General features: G+C 39.2%; 27 protein-coding genes and 1 other annotated feature. Of the genes, 16 read left to right on the top strand and 11 right to left on the bottom strand.

The features are described from left to right. The first annotated feature begins 71 nt into the window (after positions 1-71). Positions 72-1,010, top strand: a complete 939-nt coding sequence (rnz, locus tag LS684_RS13900; protein ID WP_233806789.1) for a ribonuclease Z — start codon at positions 72-74, stop codon at positions 1,008-1,010. Beyond that, positions 1,007-1,558 carry a histidine phosphatase family protein gene (locus tag LS684_RS13895; RefSeq protein WP_233806787.1) on the top strand — a complete coding sequence of 184 codons (552 nt, stop codon included), beginning with the start codon at positions 1,007-1,009 and terminating at the stop codon, positions 1,556-1,558. The genes rnz and LS684_RS13895 overlap by 4 nt, the downstream gene beginning before the upstream one ends. A 331-nt stretch (positions 1,559-1,889) precedes the next feature. Here LS684_RS13895 and LS684_RS13890 read toward each other — a convergent pair whose 3' ends face one another. From LS684_RS13890 to namA, 4 genes are all read right to left on the bottom strand, one after another. Then, the gene (locus LS684_RS13890; RefSeq protein WP_233806785.1) at positions 1,890-2,366 is read right to left on the bottom strand and encodes a hypothetical protein; all 477 of its coding nucleotides are present in this window, start codon (positions 2,364-2,366) and stop codon (positions 1,890-1,892) included. Between the two features lie 19 nt (positions 2,367-2,385). Further along, positions 2,386-3,402 carry a hypothetical protein gene (locus tag LS684_RS13885; RefSeq protein WP_233806783.1) on the bottom strand — a complete coding sequence of 339 codons (1,017 nt, stop codon included), beginning with the start codon at positions 3,400-3,402 and terminating at the stop codon, positions 2,386-2,388. Positions 3,403-3,662: 260 nt separating this feature from the next. Next, the gene (locus LS684_RS13880) at positions 3,663-4,208 is read right to left on the bottom strand and encodes a C39 family peptidase (protein WP_233806781.1); all 546 of its coding nucleotides are present in this window, start codon (positions 4,206-4,208) and stop codon (positions 3,663-3,665) included. An 879-nt stretch (positions 4,209-5,087) separates the two neighbouring features. Further along, positions 5,088-6,104: an NADPH dehydrogenase NamA gene (gene namA, locus LS684_RS13875; RefSeq protein ID WP_233806779.1), complete on the bottom strand. Its 1,017-nt coding sequence runs from the start codon at positions 6,102-6,104 to the stop codon at positions 5,088-5,090. A gap of 264 nt (positions 6,105-6,368) precedes the next feature. On the opposite strand from namA, the gene treP reads away from it, so the two are divergent. The 3 genes from treP to treR all read left to right on the top strand — a co-directional run bounded on the left by treP (position 6,369) and on the right by treR (position 10,316). After that, on the top strand, positions 6,369-7,775 hold the full coding sequence (gene treP / locus LS684_RS13870) for a PTS system trehalose-specific EIIBC component (RefSeq protein ID WP_233806777.1): 1,407 nt from the start codon (positions 6,369-6,371) through the stop codon (positions 7,773-7,775). A gap of 126 nt (positions 7,776-7,901) precedes the next feature. Then, positions 7,902-9,584, top strand: a complete 1,683-nt coding sequence (gene treC, locus LS684_RS13865) for an alpha,alpha-phosphotrehalase (RefSeq protein ID WP_233806774.1) — start codon at positions 7,902-7,904, stop codon at positions 9,582-9,584. A gap of 12 nt (positions 9,585-9,596) precedes the next feature. After that, positions 9,597-10,316, top strand: a complete 720-nt coding sequence (treR, locus tag LS684_RS13860) for a trehalose operon repressor (protein ID WP_233806773.1) — start codon at positions 9,597-9,599, stop codon at positions 10,314-10,316. Positions 10,317-10,557: 241 nt separating this feature from the next. On the opposite strand, the gene LS684_RS13855 is transcribed toward treR, so the two are convergent. Together LS684_RS13855 and proC are read right to left on the bottom strand one after the other, a co-directional pair. After that, a complete protein-coding gene (locus LS684_RS13855) occupies positions 10,558-10,725 on the bottom strand; it encodes a hypothetical protein (protein ID WP_233806770.1) in 168 nt (55 codons plus the stop codon). 72 nt (positions 10,726-10,797) lie between these two features. Continuing rightward, complete coding sequence (gene proC, locus LS684_RS13850) at positions 10,798-11,649, bottom strand: pyrroline-5-carboxylate reductase (RefSeq protein ID WP_233806768.1); 852 nt, start codon at positions 11,647-11,649, stop codon at positions 10,798-10,800. A 575-nt stretch (positions 11,650-12,224) separates the two neighbouring features. Here proC and LS684_RS13845 point away from each other — a divergent pair. Next, positions 12,225-13,184, top strand: coding sequence for an MBL fold metallo-hydrolase (locus LS684_RS13845; protein ID WP_233806766.1), 960 nt, complete (start codon positions 12,225-12,227; stop codon positions 13,182-13,184). 12 nt (positions 13,185-13,196) lie between these two features. Next, positions 13,197-13,994: an SDR family NAD(P)-dependent oxidoreductase gene (locus LS684_RS13840; protein WP_233806765.1), complete on the top strand. Its 798-nt coding sequence runs from the start codon at positions 13,197-13,199 to the stop codon at positions 13,992-13,994. Between the two features lie 48 nt (positions 13,995-14,042). On the opposite strand, the gene LS684_RS13835 is transcribed toward LS684_RS13840, so the two are convergent. Next, positions 14,043-14,204, bottom strand: coding sequence for a hypothetical protein (locus LS684_RS13835; protein ID WP_233806764.1), 162 nt, complete (start codon positions 14,202-14,204; stop codon positions 14,043-14,045). Positions 14,205-14,523: 319 nt separating this feature from the next. Here LS684_RS13835 and LS684_RS13830 point away from each other — a divergent pair, with 319 nt between their 5' ends. After that, positions 14,524-15,783: a Y-family DNA polymerase gene (locus tag LS684_RS13830; RefSeq protein WP_233806763.1), complete on the top strand. Its 1,260-nt coding sequence runs from the start codon at positions 14,524-14,526 to the stop codon at positions 15,781-15,783. Positions 15,784-15,800: 17 nt separating this feature from the next. Continuing rightward, positions 15,801-16,136: a YolD-like family protein gene (locus LS684_RS13825; RefSeq protein WP_233806762.1), complete on the top strand. Its 336-nt coding sequence runs from the start codon at positions 15,801-15,803 to the stop codon at positions 16,134-16,136. Positions 16,137-16,170: 34 nt separating this feature from the next. Here LS684_RS13825 and LS684_RS13820 read toward each other — a convergent pair whose 3' ends face one another. Further along, positions 16,171-16,389: a CDGSH iron-sulfur domain-containing protein gene (locus tag LS684_RS13820; protein ID WP_233806761.1), complete on the bottom strand. Its 219-nt coding sequence runs from the start codon at positions 16,387-16,389 to the stop codon at positions 16,171-16,173. Positions 16,390-16,535: 146 nt separating this feature from the next. Between LS684_RS13820 and LS684_RS13815 the strand changes: the two genes are divergently transcribed. After that, the gene (locus tag LS684_RS13815; protein ID WP_233806760.1) at positions 16,536-16,865 is read left to right on the top strand and encodes an iron-sulfur cluster biosynthesis family protein; all 330 of its coding nucleotides are present in this window, start codon (positions 16,536-16,538) and stop codon (positions 16,863-16,865) included. A 97-nt stretch (positions 16,866-16,962) separates the two neighbouring features. Here the strand turns inward: LS684_RS13815 and LS684_RS13810 are convergent, their stop codons facing one another. Further along, complete coding sequence (locus LS684_RS13810) at positions 16,963-17,880, bottom strand: alpha/beta hydrolase (protein ID WP_233806759.1); 918 nt, start codon at positions 17,878-17,880, stop codon at positions 16,963-16,965. A 584-nt stretch (positions 17,881-18,464) separates the two neighbouring features. On the opposite strand from LS684_RS13810, the gene LS684_RS13805 reads away from it, so the two are divergent. Beyond that, positions 18,465-19,001 carry a sigma-70 family RNA polymerase sigma factor gene (locus LS684_RS13805; protein WP_233811661.1) on the top strand — a complete coding sequence of 179 codons (537 nt, stop codon included), beginning with the start codon at positions 18,465-18,467 and terminating at the stop codon, positions 18,999-19,001. Between the two features lies 1 nt (position 19,002). Next, positions 19,003-20,019 carry a DUF4871 domain-containing protein gene (locus LS684_RS13800; protein WP_233806757.1) on the top strand — a complete coding sequence of 339 codons (1,017 nt, stop codon included), beginning with the start codon at positions 19,003-19,005 and terminating at the stop codon, positions 20,017-20,019. A gap of 105 nt (positions 20,020-20,124) precedes the next feature. Here LS684_RS13800 and LS684_RS13795 read toward each other — a convergent pair whose 3' ends face one another. Both LS684_RS13795 and LS684_RS13790 read right to left on the bottom strand, forming a co-directional pair. After that, complete coding sequence (locus tag LS684_RS13795; protein ID WP_233806755.1) at positions 20,125-20,691, bottom strand: lysozyme inhibitor LprI family protein; 567 nt, start codon at positions 20,689-20,691, stop codon at positions 20,125-20,127. A gap of 44 nt (positions 20,692-20,735) precedes the next feature. Further along, positions 20,736-21,113 (bottom strand): DMT family transporter, encoded by a 378-nt coding sequence (locus LS684_RS13790; protein WP_267930421.1) that lies wholly within the window; start codon positions 21,111-21,113, stop codon positions 20,736-20,738. 137 nt (positions 21,114-21,250) lie between these two features. Here LS684_RS13790 and LS684_RS13785 point away from each other — a divergent pair, with 137 nt between their 5' ends. The 4 genes from LS684_RS13785 (at position 21,251) to LS684_RS13770 (ending at position 25,093) form a co-directional block, all read left to right on the top strand. Further along, positions 21,251-21,733: a DUF4825 domain-containing protein gene (locus LS684_RS13785; RefSeq protein ID WP_233806752.1), complete on the top strand. Its 483-nt coding sequence runs from the start codon at positions 21,251-21,253 to the stop codon at positions 21,731-21,733. 63 nt (positions 21,734-21,796) lie between these two features. Next, entirely contained in the window at positions 21,797-22,312 is a 516-nt protein-coding gene (locus LS684_RS13780; RefSeq protein WP_233806750.1) for a DUF402 domain-containing protein, read from the top strand. A gap of 211 nt (positions 22,313-22,523) precedes the next feature. After that, positions 22,524-22,787, top strand: a binding site (T-box leader). Positions 22,788-22,843: 56 nt separating this feature from the next. After that, positions 22,844-24,481 (top strand): methionine--tRNA ligase, encoded by a 1,638-nt coding sequence (gene metG, locus LS684_RS13775; RefSeq protein ID WP_233806748.1) that lies wholly within the window; start codon positions 22,844-22,846, stop codon positions 24,479-24,481. Between the two features lie 129 nt (positions 24,482-24,610). Further along, entirely contained in the window at positions 24,611-25,093 is a 483-nt protein-coding gene (locus LS684_RS13770; RefSeq protein ID WP_233806746.1) for a GNAT family N-acetyltransferase, read from the top strand. Positions 25,094-25,150 lie beyond the last annotated feature (57 nt).

Here is a 25,150-nt window from a genome sequence, read left to right as displayed (position 1 = left end):
TGTAAGAGCATGATAGATATTCGATATGGTATTATAGGGGGAATCACCTTGATTGAAAGGAGGAGTAATGCGTGGATTTGTTTTTTTTAGGGACAGGGGCTGGAGTGCCAGCCAAACAGCGAAATGTTTCTTCCGTTGCTTTAAAGCTATTAGAGGAGAGGGGAGAGATATGGCTGTTTGATTGCGGAGAAGCAACCCAGCATCAAATTTTACATACATCCATTAAGCCTAGACGGATTAGTAAGTTATTTATTACCCATCTACACGGCGATCATATATACGGTTTACCAGGTTTGTTGTCAAGCCGCTCGTTTCAAGGGGGGGAAACCGAGGTAACCCTTTACGGACCAAAAGGGATTAAACAATATATAGAAGTTAGTTTATCTGTGAGCGGGACATATTTAAAATACCCACTGCAAATTATTGAGATTGAAGAAGGGGTTGTTTTTGAGGATGAGCAATTTCTCGTAGAGGCTAAATTGCTTGACCATGGAATTCCTTCCTATGGATATCGTATTAAGGAAAAGGACCGTCCAGGAACGTTAGATGCCGAGAAGCTCACAGCTGCCGGGATTCCTCCAGGGCCTGTTTATAAAAAAATAAAAAAAGGCGAGTCTGTTGTTCTCGAAGATGGGAGAAGGATTGAAGCAGAGGAGTTCCTTGGACCTGAACTGAAAGGGAGAATTATTGCGATTCTAGGAGATACAAGAATTTGCGATAATGCTTATCATCTAGCAGAAAATGCAGATGTACTTGTACACGAAGCAACCTTCGCAGCTGGCGAAGAACAAATGGCGTATGATTATTTTCATTCGACGACGACTCAAGCTGCAACCATTGCAAAGTCTGCAAACGTGGAAAGGCTGTATTTAACCCATATTAGTCCCCGCTATGATCGTGCGGATTGGAGACAACTAGAGGAAGAAGCACAATCCATTTTTGCCAACACGAAGATTTCTGAGGACTTTAAGGAAATTCACATTCCATTGAAAAAGGAGACAAACATATGAAGAAAATTTATGTTGTACGTCATGCCAAAGCAGAGGGCCAACCATTTGAAGCAGCTCTAACAGAAAAAGGAGCTAGGCAGGCGGAAGAATTGGTTGGCTTTTTTTCGGGTAAAAAAATTGATCGAATATACTCTAGCCCATTTATCCGTGCTGTTCATACAATTAAGCATGTAGCGGAGGCGCATAACCTAGAAATTATAGAAGATGACCGGTTGGGGGAACGCGTATTAAGTGAGGGCCCACTTGAAGACTGGTTGGAAAAGCTAAAAGCAAGCTTTGAGGACTTTACCCTCTTCTTTAATGGTGGTGAATCGAATAAGGTTGCTATGGAGAGAGCACAATCGATCATTAAGGAAGTGTTGGAGCAAGACGCTAGCGATATTGTACTTGTGAGCCATGGAAATCTTTCCACCCTCTTACTAAGATCCTTTGACGAACGCTACGGGTTTGATTCCTTGATGGCTTTGTCCAATCCAGATGTATTTGAGATTCTTATAGAAGACAATGAAAACACAACCGTCAGCCGAATTTGGGATGATCGCTGTTAGGGATGAAGTGTTAACAAGAGGCCGATGAAGGCCAAAACAGCTATGAAAAAAGAGAAAAGTGGTCATCATAAGGCCGATGAAGGCCAAAAGAGCAAGATAAAAAGGTAGAACTGGTCTTCATAAGCCCGAGCATCTGTCAATGCTGACCCAAATCCAAATGCCAAAACGGAAGCAAGAAAGATTTCCGCTCTCTTCACCAATTATAGTCTTGAAAATCGCCTCGTATTTCATTTTTCAATGAATAAAAACCTATTTAACAAAAAGGACTGTAGGCAACTCAACGGGCTTCAAGTTTGCCTACAGTATTAGATGAGTAAGTATCGCTACTCGTCTACTCTTCCATTAATATGTCTTTCAATCCCTTTGTCCATTCTGACTGTAATGTTCCGAGAGCTTGATTCTCTCGATCGACAATGGTTGCGGAAGAGTCACTCTCATTAAACCAAATGGCATAGTCTAATAATCTTTCTGGCATGTTAGGGTCATAGGTGAAAAATAATGTGGCTACTAGATCTTCTTTCCGTGACATGTCCACTTTAACGTTAGATTCCCACTCAATGTTTGAAAAAAGGTCTCGTAGCACCTTAATCTCTCTCTCTTTCGAAATAATTATCTCACTCACACCCTCTGCTTGAACATCTACTCTCGTCAACTGATTCAATTGGTAATCTTCTTCGGTTTTAGAGCATCCTACGACCATAAGTATGAAAAATGCATAAAGGATAGAATAGCGAAAAATCCCCTTCATAAAATCGGCTGTTTTGCTTATCTTTTCATTATTACTTGAACCTCTAATAGTTGTAAGCAATAGCTCACCTTCTGTCTAGTTATTTAGGAATAATTCCTATCTTAGATTCATTTTCATTAGGTGAAGCATATTCTAAAATCAAATTACCTATATGATCAAATTCAATAAGATCTACATTTTTTTCTAATTCAAAGTTAACTTTTTCTAATTCCATTTTACCTACGTTGTAGAGATGGAGAACTTGCTGTTCGTCTATAATTGCAAGTTTATCATTTGAAACCCGGAACATGCCAATCGATTTAAATTCCCCATCTATTGAATGAAACTCCCCAGTTTTTAAGTCTATGTAGCCAAAGGAGTGAATATCCCATGAGGTAAGAGAATTTAAATTTAGGGAGAAAATTTTCCCGTTATCAACTAATGCATATGAAGGGAAAGGAGAAGGTGTAGAATAATTTTGAATTTCTTTATTTTCAATGTTGTAAGTATAGACTGACCCCTTATGATTACTACTATCAGACCAAACAATTAAGTTATCTTTTAATGAAACAAAGTTATTATACAAACCGTACGTATTTAACTGGCTGATAACTTCTTTCTTTCCGTTTTCTAAGTCGTATAATATTACATTTTTATCCTCATCTTGTAACTCCACCCAAGAGACATATTTTTTGTATAAAACTGGTGATAATAAGCTTAATTGGTCACTGCTTCTTTCAGAAATAACTTTAATCGTTTTATTGTGTCTATTCATAGCCAATATCTTTTGTTCTAGTCCATTTGCACTACTATCAATCCAAAGAATCCAATCTTCATTGAGTTGTGTTCGCTGCATTAAAGCATCCGAAAATTCTGACTGGTAAATTGGAGTGATTTCTTTGGTAGATAAATTATATTCTATAAGCTCATTAGTAGACTCTGTTGTATGTATAGATGTATTTGTATTTACAAACACACTTTGCCCATCAAGAACAGGGTCATTTATACTTTTAAAAGGTAAAATGATATACTGCTCAACTAAAGACTCTTTTATTTCTTCACAAGCAGCTAAAAAGAAAAGCAATATAGTTACATATATAAATATATACTTTTTCATAATTCCTCCAAAAAAAGGGGAAGTGTATTACCTCCCCCTAATTTTATTTAATATGCCATCGCCATGTTTTGGCCAGCTTTATCTGCTTCTAAAACAGCTCTAAAAATTCCGTTTGCACTAGAAGAACCCATATTGTCCCAATATACACCATAAAACGTGTCACTATAATGAGGATCTACAGAGCGAACTTGCTTGGATCCGGTGTTGTAGTCATAAGAATAAGCGCTTACTGTATTGGAGTGCCTTATGCTTGTACCATTTTATCTATTAAGGTACTTTGTCTGTATTAACAAAATAGGTGCGTTTGTTTGGTCTTTTAGTACACCTTTTATTCTAGTTTCAAAAGTACTTTGTGGATTTGAAGCATTCTCAATATCTGCAGCTACATAAGGATTTCCTGATAATCCATATGTACTCTTATAATTGTTTAGTGCTGTTACTAAACCAGTTGTAGTACTTCCATCAGACGTTGTGCCTGCCTTAGATGCTAGTGTAGTTTGTGAAGGTAGACTAGTACTAGAACCACTTTTAGTTTTATGGAAACTTAAAGATTGTCTAACTGAAGCTGGCCCACACCAATATCCAGTCTCCTGTTTGTAGTTAGTCACAGATAAAGAATAGTATTCCCCCTCAGGCAAGCTCATTAGAGAGTATCCTTCTTGCTCTTGATCTGAACTTAAAGATTCCAGTAAGAGCAAGTCTTTTTCATTAGCTAATTCTTCATATTCTGCCAATTTTTCTTCAGTTAGACTAGAATCATCAACCTGAGCTCCAGTATTAGCAGATGTTGTAGCAACATCACTCAAAAACAAACTTAAAGAAAATAACGGTTGCTGTTAAATAACTTCTTTTCAGCATAGTACACCTCTTTAATTTAATTATCGGCCGATAACCAGATATTACAACAATTAGTATTCGACAAATTTCTGAATATTTTGTTCATTATTTGTTAGTAACAAATAATATGTTAATAGTTACTTCTCTAGGTTTGATAAACGACATGTGGAGATAAGACTTTGTGAAGTTTTGTACTTAAACTATCAGGTGCTTACGTTGAATTTGGATTTAAAACAAAGGACCTTAATCAGGTCCTTATTTTTATGGTCATTTATCAACAATATTATTTAACATAGCTAAAAACAAAAGGACTGTTAAATGAAGACTTATTACCCCACATTTCTCCATTAGGATGGGAACATGTTAATTTGTTAGGGGAATATACATATGATTCTAAAAAAGTTCCTTCTAATGAATTACGACCACTAAAGCTATAAAGAAAAGCTGATTTTTCCTTAGAGTTGGAAAAATCAGCTTTTTAATTCCATTATTTGTCTTAGCGTGGGTTTTATGTCAAAATGTTGGCGCTACCCCATATCTAAATGACTCCTTCTCAAAGACGAACAATGACTTTTTTAAAATAGTTAGGTTGTAAAACAAGTTCGTTCCACCTGCGCTGCAGACACTCGCTTTCCGCGGGGGAGGAATCTGAGCCTCCTCTTTGCGCTTTGGTGTCTCAGCCTTTCCTCTATTTCCCTTAGTAGTCGAGTGTCTTCCGCTTCATTCCACTATTTTAAAAAATTTGTTTTCCGAACAAAAAAATACCCGAACTAGTAAAAGGAGATAACTCCTAATCGTTCGGATAGATCATTGACTGACATACTTATGTCCCAGCCTTTAGCTCGTTCTTACCATCCACGGTCATACTGCTTTGGAGGCGCGATGCTTACTCCGAGGTCTTTAGCAGCTGCTCGAGGCCAATATGGATCACGTAAAAGCTCACGTCCGATGAAAATTAAATCGGCGCGATCATTTTGAAGAATTTCTTCTGCCTGTAAACCGTTTGTGATTAAACCTACAGCTCCGGTTGGAATCTTTGCTTCGTGCTTAATTCCTTCCGCTAACTTTACTTGGTATCCAGGGAAGACAGGAATTGAAGCAGGAACAACAGCACCTGAGCTAACATCAATTAGATCTACGCCTTGCTTCTTCATCCAGTCTGCCATTTCTACGTAGTCTTCAACATGAAGACCTTCTTCGTGGTAGTCCTCTGCTGATACGCGGACAAAAAGTGGGCCTTCCCATACGGTTTTTACTTCATTGATGATTTCTTCGAGAATTCGATAACGATTTTTCGCTGATCCGCCATAATCGTCTGTACGTTTATTAGTCAGTGGCGATAAAAATTCGTTGATTAAGTAACCATGTGCACCATGAAGCTCAATTACATCAAACCCAGCTTCTTTTGCTCGTTCGGCTCCTGCTTTAAAGGCTGCAATCGTTTCGTTAATCTCTTCTACTGTCATTTCTTTAGGTGTTTTCATGTTTTCATTAAACGGAATGGCAGAAGGGGCAATTATTTCACCTTCTACTGTTGCCTTTCTACCTGCATGAGCCAATTGAATTCCCGTTTTTGCGCCATGTTCCTGCATTAACAGGGTTAATTCCTTGAGCCCTTCGATATGGTCATCGCTCCAAATACCAAGATCCTTTGGAGAAATACGACCTTGAGGCGTAACAGCAGTTGCTTCTAAAATAATTAATCCAACTTGACCTACAGCTCTGCTCGTATAATGTGTTTTATGCCAATTCGTCACCATGCCATCTTCTTGATCGCTTGAATACATACACATGGGTGCCATCACCATTCGATTTTTAAAAGTCGTTTGTTTAATTGTATAGGGAGAAAATAGTTTTGCCTCCACAGATAACTCCTCCTTATTTCGGAATCCAAAATATATTTTTAGTATAGCAGAGTACTAAATAAAAGAGTAAAAAGATGCTTATGAAGAAAATGTATGTAAATCATCGGAATTCAGATAATAAGCTGGAATGATATCTACAAATCTCGACAATTTTACTTGATTAACATGTATATACATATTATAATAAATTTATCACTTGTATATACATGTTTGAAAAATGTAAGCGTTTAAAATAGAAGAGCCATATGAGGAGGTTTGAAAAAAATGGATTTAAAACAACAAGCGAAGCTCATCCTAGATGCAATTGGAGGCAAAGATAATATTGCGGCGGCTACCCATTGTGTAACGAGATTACGATTTGCTTTAAAGGATGAAAACCAAGTAAATAAAGAAGAGCTTGAAAAGATTGATGTAGTAAAGGGCTCCTTTTCAACTAATGGACAGTTTCAGGTTGTGATTGGCCAAGGGACTGTAGATAAAGTGTATGAAGAGCTAGTAGCGATTACAGGAATTGGCCAAGCTTCGAAGGATGATGTAAAAACGGCATCGGAGCAAAAGTTAAACCCAATTCAACGTGCAATCAAGACACTTGCCGATATTTTTATCCCGATTCTTCCTGCGATTGTTACAGCCGGATTGTTGATGGGGATTAATAACATCTTAACGGGACCTGGTATTTTTTATGAAAAGTCCTTTGTTGAAGTGAACCCTGAATGGGCTGACTTTGCTGGAATTATTAACTTAATTGCGAATACAGCATTTGTATTTCTACCAGGTTTAATTGGTTGGTCTGCTGTTAAGAAATTTGGCGGGAACCCATTACTCGGAATTGTATTAGGACTTATGCTTGTCCATCCAGATCTATTGAATGCTTGGGCATATGGAAAAGCGTTGGAGGAAGGTACAATCCCAACATGGAACTTATTTGGACTTGAGATTCAAAAAATTGGCTATCAAGGCCAAGTGTTACCGGTATTATTTGCTTCCTACGTTTTAGCGAAGCTAGAAATTTTCTTGAAAAAGCGCATTCCTGATGGATTCCAGCTTTTACTTGTTGCACCAATTGCCTTGTTGCTTACTGGATTTATTTCTTTTATTGCGATTGGACCGATTATGTTTTCGATTGGGAATGCGATTACGAGCGGGCTAGTTTCTGTATTTGATTCATTCGCCGCATTAGGTGGTCTGATCTATGGCGGTTTATACGGGTTGCTCGTTGTTACAGGAATGCATCACACATTCCTTGCGGTGGATATCCAGCTGATTGGAAGCACTGGTAGCACGTTCTTATGGCCAATGCTCGCTTTATCAAACATCGCACAAGGGTCTGCTGCGATTGCCATGATGTTTGCAACGAAGGATGAGAAGCTTAAAGGACTATCGCTCACATCTGCGATTTCCGCATGGTTAGGGATTACAGAACCAGCAATGTTCGGTGTGAATTTACGCTTTAAATATCCATTTATTGCAGCCTTAATCGGTTCAGCAATTGCAGGCTTATTTATTACACTTCAGGGCGTGAAGGCTACCTCAATTGGTGTAGGAGGACTTCCTGGATTCCTATCCATTTTCCCTGATATGTGGCTTCCATTCTTTATCGGAATGGCGATTGTCTTAATCGTACCGTTTACGCTAACGTTCATTTTGGCAAAAAGAAAACAAGCGAAATAGTTCAAACCAATAGCAACCAGGTGCTCAGTCTGGTTGCTATTAGCATTACCTTAGATGAAAAAGTGGAAATCATTAACCATACAGCATGTGCAAAATAAACATAATTTGAATGAGGGTGGTGTTCTCGTGTCTCAACCTTGGTGGAAAAAATCGGTGGTATACCAAATTTATCCGAAAAGCTTCAATGATACGACTGGAAATGGTGTAGGTGATCTTGCGGGTATTATCGAGAAGCTCGATTATTTAAAGAAGTTAGGAATTGATGTCATCTGGCTAACGCCTATTTATCAATCTCCTCAACGTGATAATGGCTATGATATTAGCGATTATTTTCGTATTTATGAAGAATATGGAACAATGGAGGATTTTGACAAGCTTTTATCTGAAGCGCATAGCCGGGATATGAAAATTATTATGGACATCGTTGTGAACCATACTTCAACAGAACATGAGTGGTTCCGTCAAGCGAGCGCATCGAAAGACAATCCATACCGTGATTTCTATATTTGGAAGGATACGAAGGATGGAGAGGCGCCAACGAACTGGCAGTCTAAGTTTGGTGGGTCTGCTTGGAAGCTTGATGAAGGAACTGGTCAATATTATTTACATTTGTTCGATGAAACACAAGCGGATTTGAACTGGGAAAATGAAAGGGTTCGAAACGAGGTGTATGATATGATGCACTTTTGGTTGAAGAAAGGGGTAGACGGCTTCCGCCTGGATGTAATCAACCTAATTTCAAAGGACCAAGGCTTCCCAGACGATGACGGATCAGTGCCTCCTGGAGATGGACGAAAGTTTTATACAGATGGGCCTCGAGTGCATGAATATTTGCATGAAATGAATCAAGAGGTGTTCAGTCAATATGACATGATGACGGTTGGAGAAATGTCATCGACCTCTATTGATAATTGCATTAAATATACCCACCCAGAACGTAAGGAATTAAATATGACCTTTAACTTCCATCATTTAAAGGTGGATTATCCAAATGGGGAGAAATGGACTCACGCTGAATTTGATTTTCAATCGTTAAAGGACATTCTTTCTACTTGGCAGATGGAAATGCATAAAGGCGGAGGCTGGAATGCACTGTTTTGGTGCAATCATGATCAGCCGAGGATTGTTTCTCGACTAGGTAACGATGAAGAATATCATAAGGAGTCCGCGAAAATGCTTGCAACTACGATTCACTGTATGCAAGGAACTCCTTATATTTATCAGGGAGAAGAATTCGGGATGACCAATCCGAAGTTTGATTCAATTTCTGATTACCGGGATGTAGAATCGTTAAATATGTATACTATCCTGAAGGAACAAGGGATGAATGAACAGGAAATAATGGACATCCTCAAGCAAAAATCAAGAGATAACTCAAGAACGCCTATGCAGTGGAATGCTAGTGAGAATGCTGGTTTCTCAAGCGGGGAGCCTTGGATTCCAGTAGCTTCAAATTATCGTGACATCAATGCTGCAGTCGCAGTGGAAGATCCGGATTCAGTGTTCTATCATTATCAAAAACTGATTCAATTAAGAAAAGAATATGATATGATCATTGAAGGAGATTTCCAGCTAATTTTAGATGATCATGAGCAGATCTTTGCTTACCTACGAAATGGTCAGAACGAAAAGCTCTTAGTCGTCAATAATTTTTATGGGAAGAACACGACCTTTGAATTGCCTTCACAATTACATTTAGATGGCTACAAGGGTGACATACTCCTTTCTAATTACAGCGATTCACCAAAGGACTTCCACGAAATCGAATTGCGTCCTTATGAGTCTGTTGTGTATCATTTGAAAAAATAGGTGGCGTGCGCGATGGCAAACAAGTATTTAACGATCTATAGTGATATTCTCGAACAAATCAAAGCGAGGGAGCTTGAGCCGAATGCATTACTCCCTTCAGAGCATGAATTAAAGGATCGCTACAATGCTTCCCGTGAAACCATCCGAAAGGCTTTAAACCTGTTAGCACAAAACGGCTATATCCAAAAGGTCCGCGGCAAAGGGTCAGTCGTTATTGCTCAAGATAAATTCGATTTTCCTGTCTCTGGACTTGTAAGCTTTCAGGAGCTTGCCCAAAAATTAGGCCAAGCCTCTCATACCATTGTTCATGAAACGTCGCTGGTCGAACCAGATGACTTCTTAAAGAAGCAGCTGCCTGTTACAGACGATGATTTTGTATGGAAAGTGATTCGTGTACGTGAAATTGGGGGGAAGAAGATTATCCTAGACAAGGATTTCTTTCATCAGAAATATGTTCCTTCCTTAACAAAGGAAATTTGCGAGGCATCCATCTATGATTATTTGGAAAATCAACTGCAGCTAACAATCAGCTTTGCTAAGAAAGAGATTGTGGTCGAGGAGCCAACAGCTGAAGACCGAACCCTGCTAGACCTTGAAGGGTTTCATAATGTTGTCGTGATTAAAAATTATGTCTATTTAGATGATGCCAGTCTTTTTCAATATACAGAATCAAGACACCGTCCTGATAAATTCAAGTTTGTGGACTTTGCTCGCAGAATTCATGAAAAATGAGCGATCGATAAGGGGCGCTCATTCTTAGACTATAGACCAATTCGAGTTATGATGAGTTGATCTATAGTCTTTTTTTATTCAACGTTTTAATTATTCTATATAGAAAGCGAAGCATCCTGTAGGGGGAATCAAACGTCCAATCTAATCAATCTTTTAAGGATTTTTTCAGTGACCTCGCAAGCATCTGGAGCGCATATCATCCATTTTTCGCATACCTCGATCAAATAAATTTACGCTCTATTTACGGTTGTTGAAACAGAATTTCATCGGCCAGTCTCTCAATTTCATCTTCTGCATATACCTTAAAATCAGCTAGCATTTCATTTGTGACCTTTTCAATCTCTCTTTTGGAATAACCTAATCGACTCATGGCTATTGTTGTGTATGCAAGGGCTTGGCTTTGCTCCATTATTCACACCACCTCTATTTGCGACTTTTTCTATTTCATTTTTTGCCGTTTAGAGGAGATGCATACTTATAACTACATTTGCGAGTATTCAGCGCTTCCTTTTATTTCTTCGGTAAGCAGCATCCCAAGTCGCTTGGATTGGGAGGTTGCTTCTTGTATGCATTTAACAAAGGCCTCTTGAACCCCGTGCTGCTCCAGCACATGAATACCAGCCTCAGTTGTGCCACCTGGACTTGTTACTTCTCTTCGCATTTGCCTAGGTTCCTTAGATGACTGCTTTAACATACTAGCCGCTCCTAATAACGTTTGAACAATGAGCTCTTTTGCCATTTCCTTTTCTAACCCGATTTCTACTGCGCTTTTTTCCATTGCTTCTACTAGGTAGTAGATGTAGGCAGGGCCGCTCCCTGATAAGCCCGTTACGGCATCAAGCTGCTGCTCCTTTACGATCGTTGTTTGACCAATTGTTTGAAAAATTGCTGTTGCCATGCGTAATTGTTTGCTAGTAACGTGCTCATTCGTTGCCATGGCGGTAGCGGACTGGCCCACGGCGGCTGATGTATTCGGCATTGCACGAACGATGGCGATTGGTTTTTCAATGAGTGCTTGGATGGTGTCGATGGATATTCCTGCTAGGACAGAGACGAGGAGCATGTTCTCCGTTAAATGACCTTTGATTTGCTTTAAGGCAACAGCCGCATCCTTCGGTTTCATGGCGAGAATGACGACCTCTGCGTCAGCGAGGAGGTCATGAAGGTCATAGGTGGTGTTGATTCGATAGCTGTCTTTTAACGCTTTTAGTTTCGTATCGTTGGTGCGATTTGTGACCCAAATGTGGCTGCTCTCTAGCATGCTATTTGAAACCATACCAGCCATCATCGCTTCTGCCATGGAGCCTGCTCCAATAAATGTGATCTTGTTCATGTAGGTAGCCTCCCGTTTTTTAATAAAAAAAGTTATTTATGTGGAAATTTCTTACGTGACGAATCTTTTTGAATGCAAAAAAGCCCTCTCATCCTGCAAAGGACGAAAGGGCTATCTTCCGTGGTACCACCTTTATTCATCTTTTCTCTAGGCGTGTTCGCTCCAAAAGAATAGATGATCTCTAGCTCCAGTAACGTTGGAGGACGTTTAGGTTTTCCTAACAGCTCCTAAGGTAGGTTCAATGGATAGGGGATGGTTAGGTCTTTCAGCCGGTGGACCTCACTCTCTTTTCATACTATTCCATTTACTGGCCTTTTTCATTGCTTCTTTAAAGTCATAAAGTTTTACTTGTGATTATGATGGATGAAGAGCTTGTCTGTCAAGTAAGTATTTTGCTTGGTCTATTATTTGTCGTTGTTAAATTATGTGAAAATAATGACAATTAACCGAATTCCAGTTACACTTAAGATGAAGACCTACCGAATTTAAGTGTACTAGGTATAATGAGCCTGTTTTTTTCCAAGGATGCTTTACGAAGGTATTTTATATAAAAATAACGTTGAGGAGTATGTAAAATGACTGAATGGAACGAAGGTATTGCTAAAATCGTCTTGCCAACCCCTTTTCCTGTTGGTGATGTAAATGTGTATGTAGTAAAAGGAGAGCGTCTCACATTAGTGGATGTTGGCCCAAAAACCGATGAGGCCTGGGAAGCGTTAACTTTGCAGTTAAAGGATCTAGATCTTACGCCAGAAGATATTGAACAGGTGGTGCTCACTCATCACCATCCAGATCATGCAGGGTTGCTGGATTATTTTCCTGCTTCTCTAGATGTGTATGGACACAGATGGAACGAGAGGTGGATCAGCCAAGCCGATCTTTTTTTGCAGGAGCATGACGATTTTTTTCAAAAAATGTTCGTTGAATTTGGTCTTCCGGATGAGTTTTTCCCTTATATCGCCCGGATGAAAAAAACGCTTCGCTTTTCGTGTAATCGCTCTTTAACGGGAATGTTGGGGGAAGGGGATCATCCAATTGGCATGTCTGAGTGGACAGTTATTGAAACCCCTGGTCATGCTCAAAGTCAAATTGGCTTGCTTCGTAAGCGAGATGGTGTATATATTGCAGGTGACCATTTACTTGCCAATATCTCTCCGAATCCTTTGCTTGAACCACCATTGCCTGGAGAAACGGAGAGACCGAAGCCTCAGCTTCAATACAATGCTTCGTTGAGAAAGCTACTTGAAGTGCCTTTACTCTTTGTTTATACAGGTCATGGCGGTGAAATTACAGATCCTCATCGGCTCATTGAAAGAAGGTTAGTCCGTCAGCACGAACGTGCCATGCAAGTGAAGCAGCTGCTTGTTGAAAAGCCTCTAACTGTTTATGAGACATGCGTTCGGCTTTTTCCGACGATTTATGCAAAGGAATTATCGTTAACGATGTCTGAAACAGTTGCCCAGCTTGACTATTTGAGCTCATTAGGGGAAATTACTATTCAGAAGGACGACAAAGCGTTCCGTTATTCTGTGTAATGAGGTGAAAATGTGGCAGTAGGTCAATTACAAGGAAAAAATATTATTATAACAGGTGCTTCTGGGGGGATTGGAGCAGAAATCGCAACGCTCTGTGCTGAAAGAGGAGCCAATCTTGTTTTATTTGCTAGAAGTTTAGATAAGCTGGAGCAACTAAAGGAAAAGCTTCAAGGACAATTCTCCACAAACGTGAAAGTCTACTCTTTGGATGTAGCTAATACAGAAGAAGTTGAGCGACAGTTTGTTCAAGTGCTAGATGAATGGGGTCGGGTAGATGTGTTAGTTAATAATGCGGGCTTTGGTGTGTTCCGAGAAGCTCATGAGGCGGAAATGGACGAAATAAAAGGAATGTTCGATGTGAATGTGATTGGACTAATGGCGTGTACTCGGATGGTGCTTCCAGTCATGCGAAAGCAGCGAGCAGGACATATCATAAATATCGCTTCACAGGCGGGTAAGCTGGCAACGCCAAAGTCGAGCGTCTATTCAGCTACAAAGCATGCTGTACTTGGCTATACAAACAGCTTGCGAATGGAGTTAGATGATTACCATGTATTTGTTACCGCTGTGAATCCTGGTCCGATTGCGACGAACTTCTTCAACATAGCAGATGAAAAAGGGACCTACGTTCAAAACGTGCAAAAATATATGCTGAAGCCTGAAGAGGTTGCTAAAAAAATTGTTGATAAAATGTTCACCCGTACAAGAGAGATTAACTTGCCTCGTTGGATGAATGCTGGCAGTGTCTTCTATGCTTTGTTTCCTTCACTGATTGAAAAAATGGGGAAAAAGGCTTTTAACCAGAAATAAATGAACGGAGCAGCCGCCATCACCTTGGCGGTTGTTTCATTTCCCCTGTTATTCTCCACCCTTCAATTTCACGTATTCTGCTAATAATTGATCAAGGCTTTGGCTTAATTCTGCATATCGTTCCTTATTCTGTTTGACTGAAAACATTTCCACTCGAAGTGCATAAATTTCCTTCATCACTTCTAGCCTTCGATGGCTTTTCATTATCATAGAATCCTCTCCTTCGTAGAGAAGCTTTTGCTTCCGTTCTTTTTATCATGACAAAGGAGAAAATGGCTTTATATGACTTATATCACATAAATGGTGATTTCATAGAAATTTCATAATTTTTAGAGGGAATATGAGCAAATGTAATCAGCATGAATGTGTTCCTTATAATTTCCCCTACCTTCCTTAGAGAGTGGAGGAAACTAGGGATTCGTCATAAAAATTGCCATTGAAATCGAACGTATATTCGCTTATGATAAGGAATATACTATAAAAGGAACAGGTGTTCTTATTTTATTTCGTTTTTCTGAGGAGGATCGAAATGGTTGATTACAGCAAGATGCCACAAAATCAGATTTTATGTATCGATATGAAAAGCTTCTATGCCAGTTGCTCGGCTGTCATGGATGGATTAGACCCACTGGAATGCTACTTAGCTGTTGTAGGTGACAAGAAGAGAGAGGGGAGTATTGTACTAGCTGCCTCCCCTCGGATGAAGAAGGAGTTCGGAATAAAAACAGGCTCGCGAAAATTTGAAATTCCTAAGGATCCTCGTATTAAGATTGTCGAGCCGAAAATGGCAACTTATATGCGGATCTCAACAGAAATCACTCGTGTGTTTCATCGTTACGTCCCAAAGGAAGCCATTCACACATATAGCGTCGATGAGAGCTTTATTAAGGTAGATGGTGCAGTAAAGCTTTGGGGAGATGCAAAGACGATTGCTTGGAAAATAAAAGATGACATTGAACGGGAATTTCAGCTTCCGTGTGCGATTGGAATTGGACCGAACCTTTTAATGGCGAAGCTTTGTTTGGATTTAGAAGCGAAAAAGGCAGGAATTTCCGAATGGGGCTATGAGGACGTTCAAACGAAGCTTTGGGAGGTCTCCCCATTAAGTGAAATGTGGGGAATTGGAAGAAGAGTAGAAAAAACGTTAAATGGAATGGGGATTTTCACCGTTGGCCAGCTTGCCCGCTATGATCTAGAGCAGCTGGAAAAGAAGTTTGGTGTGATGGGAAATCAATTGTATTACCATGCATGGGGAATTGATTTATCCGAAATAGGCGCGCCGATTATGGAAGGACAAATCAGCTTTGGCAAAAGCCAAGTCCTACTGCGTGATTATAAAGAAAAAGAAGAAATCAAGCATGTAATTTTGGAGATGTGCGAAGAGGTAGCAAGAAGAGCAAGGCAACATCGCAAGGCGGGTCGAACAATTAGCTTTGGTGTTAGCTATAGCCAAGATGAATTTGGCGGGGGATTTTATCGATCAAAAACGATTGAGGAACCAACAAATGTGACAATGGATATCTATCAAGTTTGTTTAGAGCTATTTGAAAAATTTTATGAAGGAAAAACGGTTCGGAAAATATCAATGGCGATTGGCAATATTGTGGATGACTATGAGCTGCAGCTCAATCTCTTTGATGAAAATAGCTGGAAAAAGCGTGAGCTAGGTTATGTGGTGGACCGTATTCGCGGGCGTTTTGGCTCTGCTTCCCTTCTTAGAGCGGTTTCGTATACAGCTGCTGGAACAGCTAGACATCGAGCAAAGCTTGTAGGTGGGCATAAAGGATAGGTGAAAGGAGAAAGACTATGATTCGTGATCGTGGAAGAATGAAATGGACAGCGATGATGCTGCCAGAGCATGTTAAGCTACTTCGTAATTGGGCACTGGAAGATACGTACGAACAAAAGAAGCACGTAGATGAACAGCATTTGGAGCAAATGAATGACATCATTTCAGAGGCAATGGAGTTTGGAACAACCGTCACAATGATCTACTATCAAAAACGGCAGCACCAGCTACTAATGGGGAAAATCCATTATTGGGATGAGTTAGCCCAAAAGCTCCATATGATGGATCGCTTTGACGAGGTCCATCACATTCGGATTGACGAAATCGTCGATGTCCAGCTAACCGAGGGCTAATTGTGCGGATTTCCAGCTGGAAACCCGCAATAGCTTACTTTTGGTCGTCTAATACTTTTTCAGCACGAACACATGACTCGAACTTTCCTTTATGGTTCCCATCGCAAAACGGCAGCTTAGCTGAAAGCCCACAACGACAGAGGGAAAAAGCCTGTTTCGTTTCAAATACATTCCCATCTACATCAATTAATTCAACATCACCCGTAACGCGGAAGGCACCATTATCCATCACCTTAATTTGCACCTTGGACATCAATTCCTCTCCTTTCAGAAATTTTCTATATTATTATATGATGGTAAAAGGAAATGTGGAAAAAAGCAAGTAAGTGTTCGAAACAAGTAAACAAAGTTCGTTATGTTACAATGTTGAAGAAATGCAATAGAAGGGAAGCAAAAAACATGGAAATCAGAATAACAGAAGCAGCGTACGAGAAACTGCAAGAAAAAATAGCCGCAGAAAAAGGTTATTTAAAATTAAAATACGATACAGAAGGCTGTGGATGTGTCGTAAGCGGAGTAACCGCATTATGGTTTGTGAACGAGCTTGAAGAAGACGATATGGAAGTCAAAACCGATCAAATGTCTATCTATATAGAAAAATCAAAACAGGTCTTTTTAGATGAATCGATGACGATTGACTTTCGTCCCCAGTCAAACTGCTTTCAGTTAAAAAGCCCCAATCAATATTTGAATCCGAGAATGAGCTTTGTGAACAAAATATCGGGATAAGCGATCGAAGTGTCACTTGTCTAGAGTAAGTTCAAGGAAAAGCTTTATGTGCTTGTAGATGACCAAGCCCCATGATGGGGCTGGTCAGGAGAAGCACTTATGATTGAAGCTTAAAGACATGGTTTACTAAAAACGCATCAATCGCTGTTTCATAAGCCTCTTTATTTTCATTTAAAGACTGAGCGTGAACACCATTTGATGCAAGGAACAGCTCTTTTGGCCCCTTTTTTCTCTCATACAGATTCTGTGTCATGGTGGGGAGAATGAAATCATCCTTTTCACTATGAATAAATAAAATGGGATTGGCTATGTTTTCAATGACTGAAATAGGAGAAACCTCTCCAAGTGAATATTTTTGCCGCATGCGAACAAATAAGTCAGCAACAGGTAGGAAAAACCGCGGATAAAATTTCAACTCAGCTTTAATCCGGTATGCGAGTTGTTCCTTGAAATCGGAAAATGGACAATCAGCAATATAGAAGTCCGCACCATCCTCCAGCATTCCTGCATATAACAGCATCGTTGCGGCCCCCATAGACTCCCCGTGGATACCAAGAAGAAGGTCATTCCCCTTCGTCATTTTCAACCAGTCTACAACTGCTTTCAAATCAAATTTCTCAAAATGACCGTAGCTGGTCGTTCTCCCGCCAGATTCTCCATGCCGGCGGTGATCGTAAATAATCGCATTGAACCCGCGCTCTAGAAACAAATCCATATATTTTATCGAATTGGTTTTATTTTCGGTAACACCGTGACAGATAATGACATATCGATTGGTTCGATGAGGTTCGATTAACACAGCTTTGAGGGAATAACCAAAGGGTGAATCAATTAACACATCCCTTTTGGGCAAACGATTAAATGTATCTAAATTTAGTCTCCCAGCATCACTTTCCCGTTGGATGATTAGCTGCTCATCCTTCTTTTTCATATACATGATGCGATTGGACATGTAGATTCCTAATGAAGCAACAAACACGAAGAAGGAAAACAAATAACGGAATGCCTTTTTCAAGAACAACCCTCCATAAATGTTTTTTAGTAAGTAAGAATCAATTTCTCACACAAAAGAGCAGTGTCTAGCACCTTCAGTAGACTATATACCAGTATAAACAGCTGGCACGTCACATGTTCAATTAAGCGTAAAATTGTGCAGCGACAGAGCAGACTTTACATCATATTTTACCACTGGATGGTGATTTCAACCAAAATAGAGGTGGGGGATAGAAACTTTTTTTGAAAATAGCTGTATGTACGATACGGATCGATTGAACTTCACAGCAATTTAAACAAAAGGAGTAAATTTTATTCGATCCGGTCATCGACAGTCTACTTTGTGTGATTGGCATATAATCTGTTCCTTCCACAAACTCAATGCCACCACATTTAAGACGTTCCTGCGTATTCATCCTTATCATTCCTCGCATCGTTTTCTTTTAAAAAAGTTTCAAACGAACGGTGGTTTTTCTGTCATTCCAGCATTCGATTCAGTCATTAAAGAAATAGAGAAGTCAAATTAGTCTCAAAAAAATGAAACCAAAGTGAATTTGAGTCGTCTTAGCAGTAAGTGAGAAATGAGGTGGAAATACATTGACAGGGATGAAGGGAAAGGAAGTTCGCGTAACTTGTGAACAAAAAGAGTTATGGTTTGAAAGACTAATGGATGAGTATGGAGACAGGTTAACGAAGCTTTCGTACAACTATATAAAGGATTGGAATCTTGCTGAGGATATTGTACAGGATGTATTGATAACTTGTTATAAAGAATATGAGAACTTGGACCAGATTGTATCATTCAAGGCGTGGATATTTAGGGTCACAATTAACAAGTGCAAAGATTTATTAAAAAGTTCACTTTTAAAAAAGGTAATCAGTCATTCTAGTTTACTTAGACAAACAAACTCACCAGACTTATCTCCAGAGCTAGCCCTTATGAAGAGTGGGGAGGAAGCCTATTTAGCTGCATGTGTTTTAAATTTACCGCTGAAGTATCGGGAAGTCGTGACGCTATATTATTATGAAGAGCTATCGGTTGAAGAAATCAGTGAGGTTCTGAAACTTAATGAGAACACGATCAAAACAAGGCTGAGCCGTGCAAGAATGAAGCTAAAAGTACTCATGGAAAGGTGGCGATAATATGGAAAAAGAATTAAGGCATTTGCGGAAAGCAATGAATTCTTCCACTCATAAGGGAGTCCACTTCACAGAGCTACAGAAAGAAAGAGTTAAGGCTGCGCTCATGGAAGAAAAAAATACCGTAAAAAGGAAGTCTGCCCTATCTATTTATGTAACGGCGACTCTAGCGGCCTCATTATTTCTCCTATTATTTTATAATGATTTTGTCACTTTCAATGTGACAAACAATGCTACAACCGAAAAGGAAAGTCAAATATTAGCTAATGAGTGGGAGATTCGAAACGAATACTCTCAACATGGAAAGGTAATGTTTACTGTTTTTCCAGATCCAGCCTTATCTGTTGGTAAACCTTATGGCTATTTATTCAGTTTTAAAGAATCGTTCGCCGCTTATAATGGGAAAAATCTCGAAATATATGCTACGCATCAAGAGACTGGTGAACGCATAAAGGTGCTATCTTCCGAAAAGATTACAGAGCCAACCCCTGGGTACAGGAGTTTAGAGAGATATACTACAAGTTTAACCGTCCCAAAGAGTGGACGCTGGAAATACGAAATATACTTCGATGGAGCATTATATGGAGATGTAGTATTAGCCGTCATGGAAAATACTTTTCTGCCAATTGATGTTCCGAAATTTGTTCACGAGGAGGACTTTCGTAAGATTGATTGGAACCGTAAAGCCGTATTAATAGATCACAATATCCTGGGAAATAAAAATAAGTCTGGGGTTATCGGGGCTGATATGCCGAGTGTGAATAACGGCCAAAAATGGCTGTGGCATCTATGGGGGGCTGAGCCGTACTCGAGCCTCACAGTTATTGGGTACCATAAAAATACGGAAACCGTCCATCGAATTCTTACAACCGGCTGGTCCTTAACCCTTGGGGGAGCTGCAAATGGAGCGGCCGCTACAAGCCCCTCGAGTGTATCCATCCCTCTTTCCGGAGAGTGGGCTATGTTACTTTATGTTAATGGAGAGCTATTCGATATATTAGTCTATGAAATACATTCTTGATTGTGGCTAACGAACAACTACAGGAATGAAAATGGCGTATGTATATAGGAGATGGCAAAAACAGAGACAATGCCATCTCCCATATGATTAGCGTGGCATTATGAATTACATGTACACCTCTACTAATATATATGCTCTCTCCTTTGTGAGATTGGCTAATACAGCCACATATTCTAAATGTTCCATTGTTCCGCCTTCATACTTCATGGAAGCCTCTTTTGCGGTAGCGTCTCGATCAGCGATCCAATCCCGTTGTTCTTTTCTCAGTTGGTCCATATCCTCTGAAGAAAGTTGTTGCTTTAGGACGCCATAAATCTCATTTAACAGCTTGTCCCATGCTTCATAACGTTCATTCTCGACATGTTTCAACGCATATGTGGACGTATCTACAGCTTCCATGTCCGCCGTTTGCTTCTTCGTATCCGCTAATTTTTGAAGATATACTTCTTTAGTAGACGTCGTTTCTTTTGTTGTAGCTGTTTGATTAGACGAGTCCTTGTCTTCATTTAAGTCCAGATCATCTGTAGTTGAATCTCGGTCTGATGTTGTTTTCGAACGACCTTCTTTTGTTGGAGTACCACTCGTTTCTTCTGCTGAATTTTGACATGCAGTTAAAAGGAGCATAGCTAGTAATGTAAACATTACGAGACCCGTCCTTCGCCTATTTCTCATGTAAGCCCTCCTTGAATTCTATCCAGTAGAAATACCCAATTCCATCACAGGAAAAAGTATGGCCTGTTTGATTGGTATGCTACTATCATTCTATACATAAAAAATACTAACAGAAAAAGGGAACGAGACCAATTGATAGGATACAAAGGGGATGGAGAAGGTGTTTGGTAATCTAAATCTTGCAAGCCTAGTGATGGGGTTCGTATAGTGGAGACTGCCGGTGCTATTAACTTAACACGAGAGAAAAAGAAAAATAACTGGCTGGGTTGCTTATCACTGATGATGAAGAGGATCCCGATTCCCTTTAGGAACGTAAGCGCTTCTCCCCAAAAAATGATGCTGATACATGCAGTTAAAGCGGTTCCTGCTCCGGCCCATATGGCGTAAGCCGATCTATAATTTGTAAAAAAAAGGAATTGTATCCGGCGGTGTAGAATAGGTTAGGATGAAAAAGGAAGTGATACGTAAAGTAAAATACAAATGCACGAACCTATAGAATTCGAATGTCTAACTACAGCATATGTGTATTTATCTCATAAACTAGGAGGAGGCTAACAGGATGCGATTGTTAGTAGCGATATTCATCCTATTGTCAATCAGTGGATGTAACGTAGAGAAAGAAACTGAACCGGTAGATTTATTTGAATATAAGGATTCCTATGTAGGAGATTCAGGTGCCGTTAGTAAAATAATGAGGGAACTGCCAAGTCCAGATGGAGAAAAAGTGGGAGGGTTGGAGTTAAAAACAACGGAAGAACCTTATGGGATCATACTTAATTATAGGGAAGCAGAAGAAAGTGAGGGAATCGAAACAAATTACAATGAGCTTGCATTATATAATGCAACATACTTTCTTTGCTTAGTGAAAAATGCAGATTGGGTGAAGTTCAATTTTGAAAATCAAATGTTCACAATTACTCGAGATGAATTAGAAGCTTTCTATGGAAAAGATATTAGGAAGTTTACGACTGAAGAAGAGTTAAGTCTGTTTATTCAAGAAAATTTGGAAGATGAAGACAAAGTGTCTAAATTTTTTAACTAGAAGCGGTTTAAGGTGTTGCGACGAAGGATCTACATACACTAACGATGAAAATTGGAGGAATGAATGAATCAAGGAATAAAGATTACGGCATTAAAGTATCCTAATATCCCCCATTACGAGTGGCAAGGAGAGGTTGTTAGGAAAACGGAAGATGGTCTCTTCGTACTTTGTTGCCCTGGGAGGAAGTTACACCATTATTCAAAAGGTGCTACATTTACAATTAATAATGTTTCGTTAGAATACTACTCTTTCAAAGATTGGTTTACCGCCGCAATGGAAATCGAGAATGGACGGGTAGTTTCGTATTATTGCAATATTGCGATGCCGTCAAAAATGATTAGCAATCATGTTAGCTTTGTAGATTTGGACTTAGATTTTGTCATGAGTGAACAAACAGGGTGGCAAGTCGTAGATGAAGAAGAATTTGAAGAAAATAGTATTAAGTTTGAATATTCGGCGGAGCTAAAGAAGGCTGCTTTCGAATCGTTAGAGGAACTAAAGGACAGAGTGAGGAAAAAACAATTTCCATTCAATGAAAATTCATTAGCAGGAATACATATAGACGATTATTTAAAATAATGAAAGAGAGGATGAAAGGAAAGGACGGTGCATGTTCATAGACCTCATTAAAGATGCAATCTTGGTAACTGATACACCTTATGACAAAGAAAAAGGGTAATTCGTTCAATAATGTACGTTGGCATGGATCCGATAGAAGAGGGCTGCGCCTATATTTTTTATAATGATATTGACTTGTATGAATGTTTTGAATAAAATATTTGTAATTAATTGAAATGCAATGAAGAGAAAAAGTAGGGTGAATTCGTTTTATACAGAGAGCTTCGGTAGCTGAAAAGAAGCAAAAACAATCATCTGAACAATGGTCTCTGAGCTTCGTACTGAACATACAATTGTATTAGTAGGATACGACGGGTTTTGGCACTCGTTATCAAAGTCACAGTATAAGAGTTTTATGACTCCGTACTTGATGAGGCAAATGATGTGAATTATTTGCATAATAAGGTGGTACCACGGAATTTATCCCGTCCTTAACATTATGTTAAGGGCGGGTTTTTTATTTTTCAAACGAAGAAATAGGAGGAAAAATCAATGGCTATATTTATTGGAGGCGCGTGGCCGTACGCAAATGGTTCTTTACATCTTGGTCACATTTCTAGCTTATTGCCGGGAGATATCTTGGCAAGATATTATCGATTAAAAGGGGAAGAGGTTTTATATGTATCAGGGAGCGATTGTAACGGTACACCTATAACAATTAGGGCGAAGCAAGAGGGACTAACACCAGGAGAAATTGCCGATCGATATCATGAAGAGTTTCAGGAGTGCTTTGCCAAATTAGGGTTTTCCTATGACTGTTATACAAGAACAGATACTCCATATCATCATCAGATTGTTCAAGGGATATTTTTAGAATTGCTTGAAAAAGGGCTTATTTATCTAAAGGAAATTGAGCAAACATACTGTGAACATGATCAACAATTTTTACCAGATCGGTATGTGGAGGGGGAGTGTCCAGTATGCGGTGCTACCGCACGGGGAGATCAATGCGATAATTGTTCTACTGTTCTAGAACCATTAGACTTATTAAATCGAAAATGTAAACTATGTGGAAACCCACCAACTACCAAAAAAACAAAGCATTTCTATTTCTCTTTAAGTCAGTTTCAAGAGGTGTTAAGTAACTATACACAAGAAGCGAAAGACAAAAGGCTTTGGCGAGAAAATGCGATTTCTTTAACGAACAGATATTTACAAGAAGGTCTTCAAGACCGTCCCGTTTCAAGGGATTTGCCTATCGGTGTAAGTGTCCCAGTTCCAGGATATGAGGATAAGAAAATTTATGTATGGATTGAAGCAGTTTCAGGTTATTACAGTGCAAGTAAGCTTTGGGCGAAGGAAGCTAAGAAAGACGATGCTATATTTTGGGATTCAAACACCATATCCTATTACATTCACGGAAAAGACAACATCCCCTTCCATTCAATCATATGGGCTGGAATATTGTCAGGCCTAGAAAAACAAGCCTTACCTACACATATCGTTTCGAATGAGTATCTGACATTGGAAAGGAAGAAATTATCAACTAGCAGAAATTGGGCTGTTTGGGTACCTGATATTCTAACTAGATACGAACCGGACTCCATACGTTATTTCCTAACGATAAACGCTCCAGAAAGTCGGGATGCTGACTTTTCTTGGAAGGAATTCATTTATAGCCATAATAGCGAGCTGTTGGGAGCGTATGGGAACTTGGTGAATCGAACATTAAAATTTATCCAAAAATCATGTGAAGGGATTGTTCCTACTAAGCCAATTTCTCAAGCACTAATGGAGAGAGTGGATTCATTATATAGTGAAGTAGGGCATGAACTTGAAGCAGGGTCATTCAAAGTAGGGTTGGAAAAAATATTTGAAGTAGTTAGATTTGCAAATAAATACTTCGATGAACAACAGCCTTGGAAAAAGGTGTCTGAAGATAAAGAAGCTTGCCTTCAAGTCCTATCTGATTGTGTGTATGTAATCGCTAATTTAGCAAATTTATTGACACCATATCTCCCTTTTTCAAGTGACAAAGTGAAAAAAATGTTACTTATAGATGAAGAAAATTGGAATCCAGTTTCAGTGATGGCACCTGTTTTGCTATCGAAAGTGAAGCCATTATTTGAGCGAATTGACGTATCAAACATTAATGAAGAAATAGAGAGATTAATTAAGCAGACAAAGTAATTACAAAATGGAGTGAATGTTTAATAAAATGAACACTCCCCATATCCAAATAGGCAAAGAAGTTAATGAATGCTATAGAATCATGTCCCTAGAAAGTTTATCAATCTAATTTATGGAGGATTGTAAGATATGTCTAATATAATCTTAGAAAAGTTCGAACCAACTGATTTTAGCAGTTATTTTCTACTTGTTTCGAATGAGCAAGTAATGAAAATGATCAGCGAACGTTCTATTCCATTAGAGGAAGCAAAAGAAAATTACAGCAAAATCATAGTAAGAAATGAAAAATATGACATATTTGGTTCATATAAGGTGTTTAATGAGATATATGAATTTATTGGACTTGGCAGTTTAATATTGAATGAAGATAAGAATGAAGAGGCAGAGCTAGGGTATATGTTACTTCCGAACTATTGGGGGAAGGGGTATGGTAGTAAGATAGCAGAGCTTTTAATTGAAAAAGCCAAAAGTACTTGTATTAGTCGGTTAACTGCCATTATTGATCCCAAAAATATACCATCTAGAAAAATATTAATAAGCAGAGGATTTCATTCAGAAAAAGTATGTGAAATCGAAGGATTACCCGGTGAAATTTTGAGTAGGGTAGTGTAGTTTTATCGGATCTTTTATTGCTAGGAACCAATAAAGGGCCGTCGATCGACGGTCCTT

This window comes from Cytobacillus spongiae, assembly GCF_021390075.1.
This window is presented reverse-complemented; position numbering and strand designations above follow the sequence as displayed.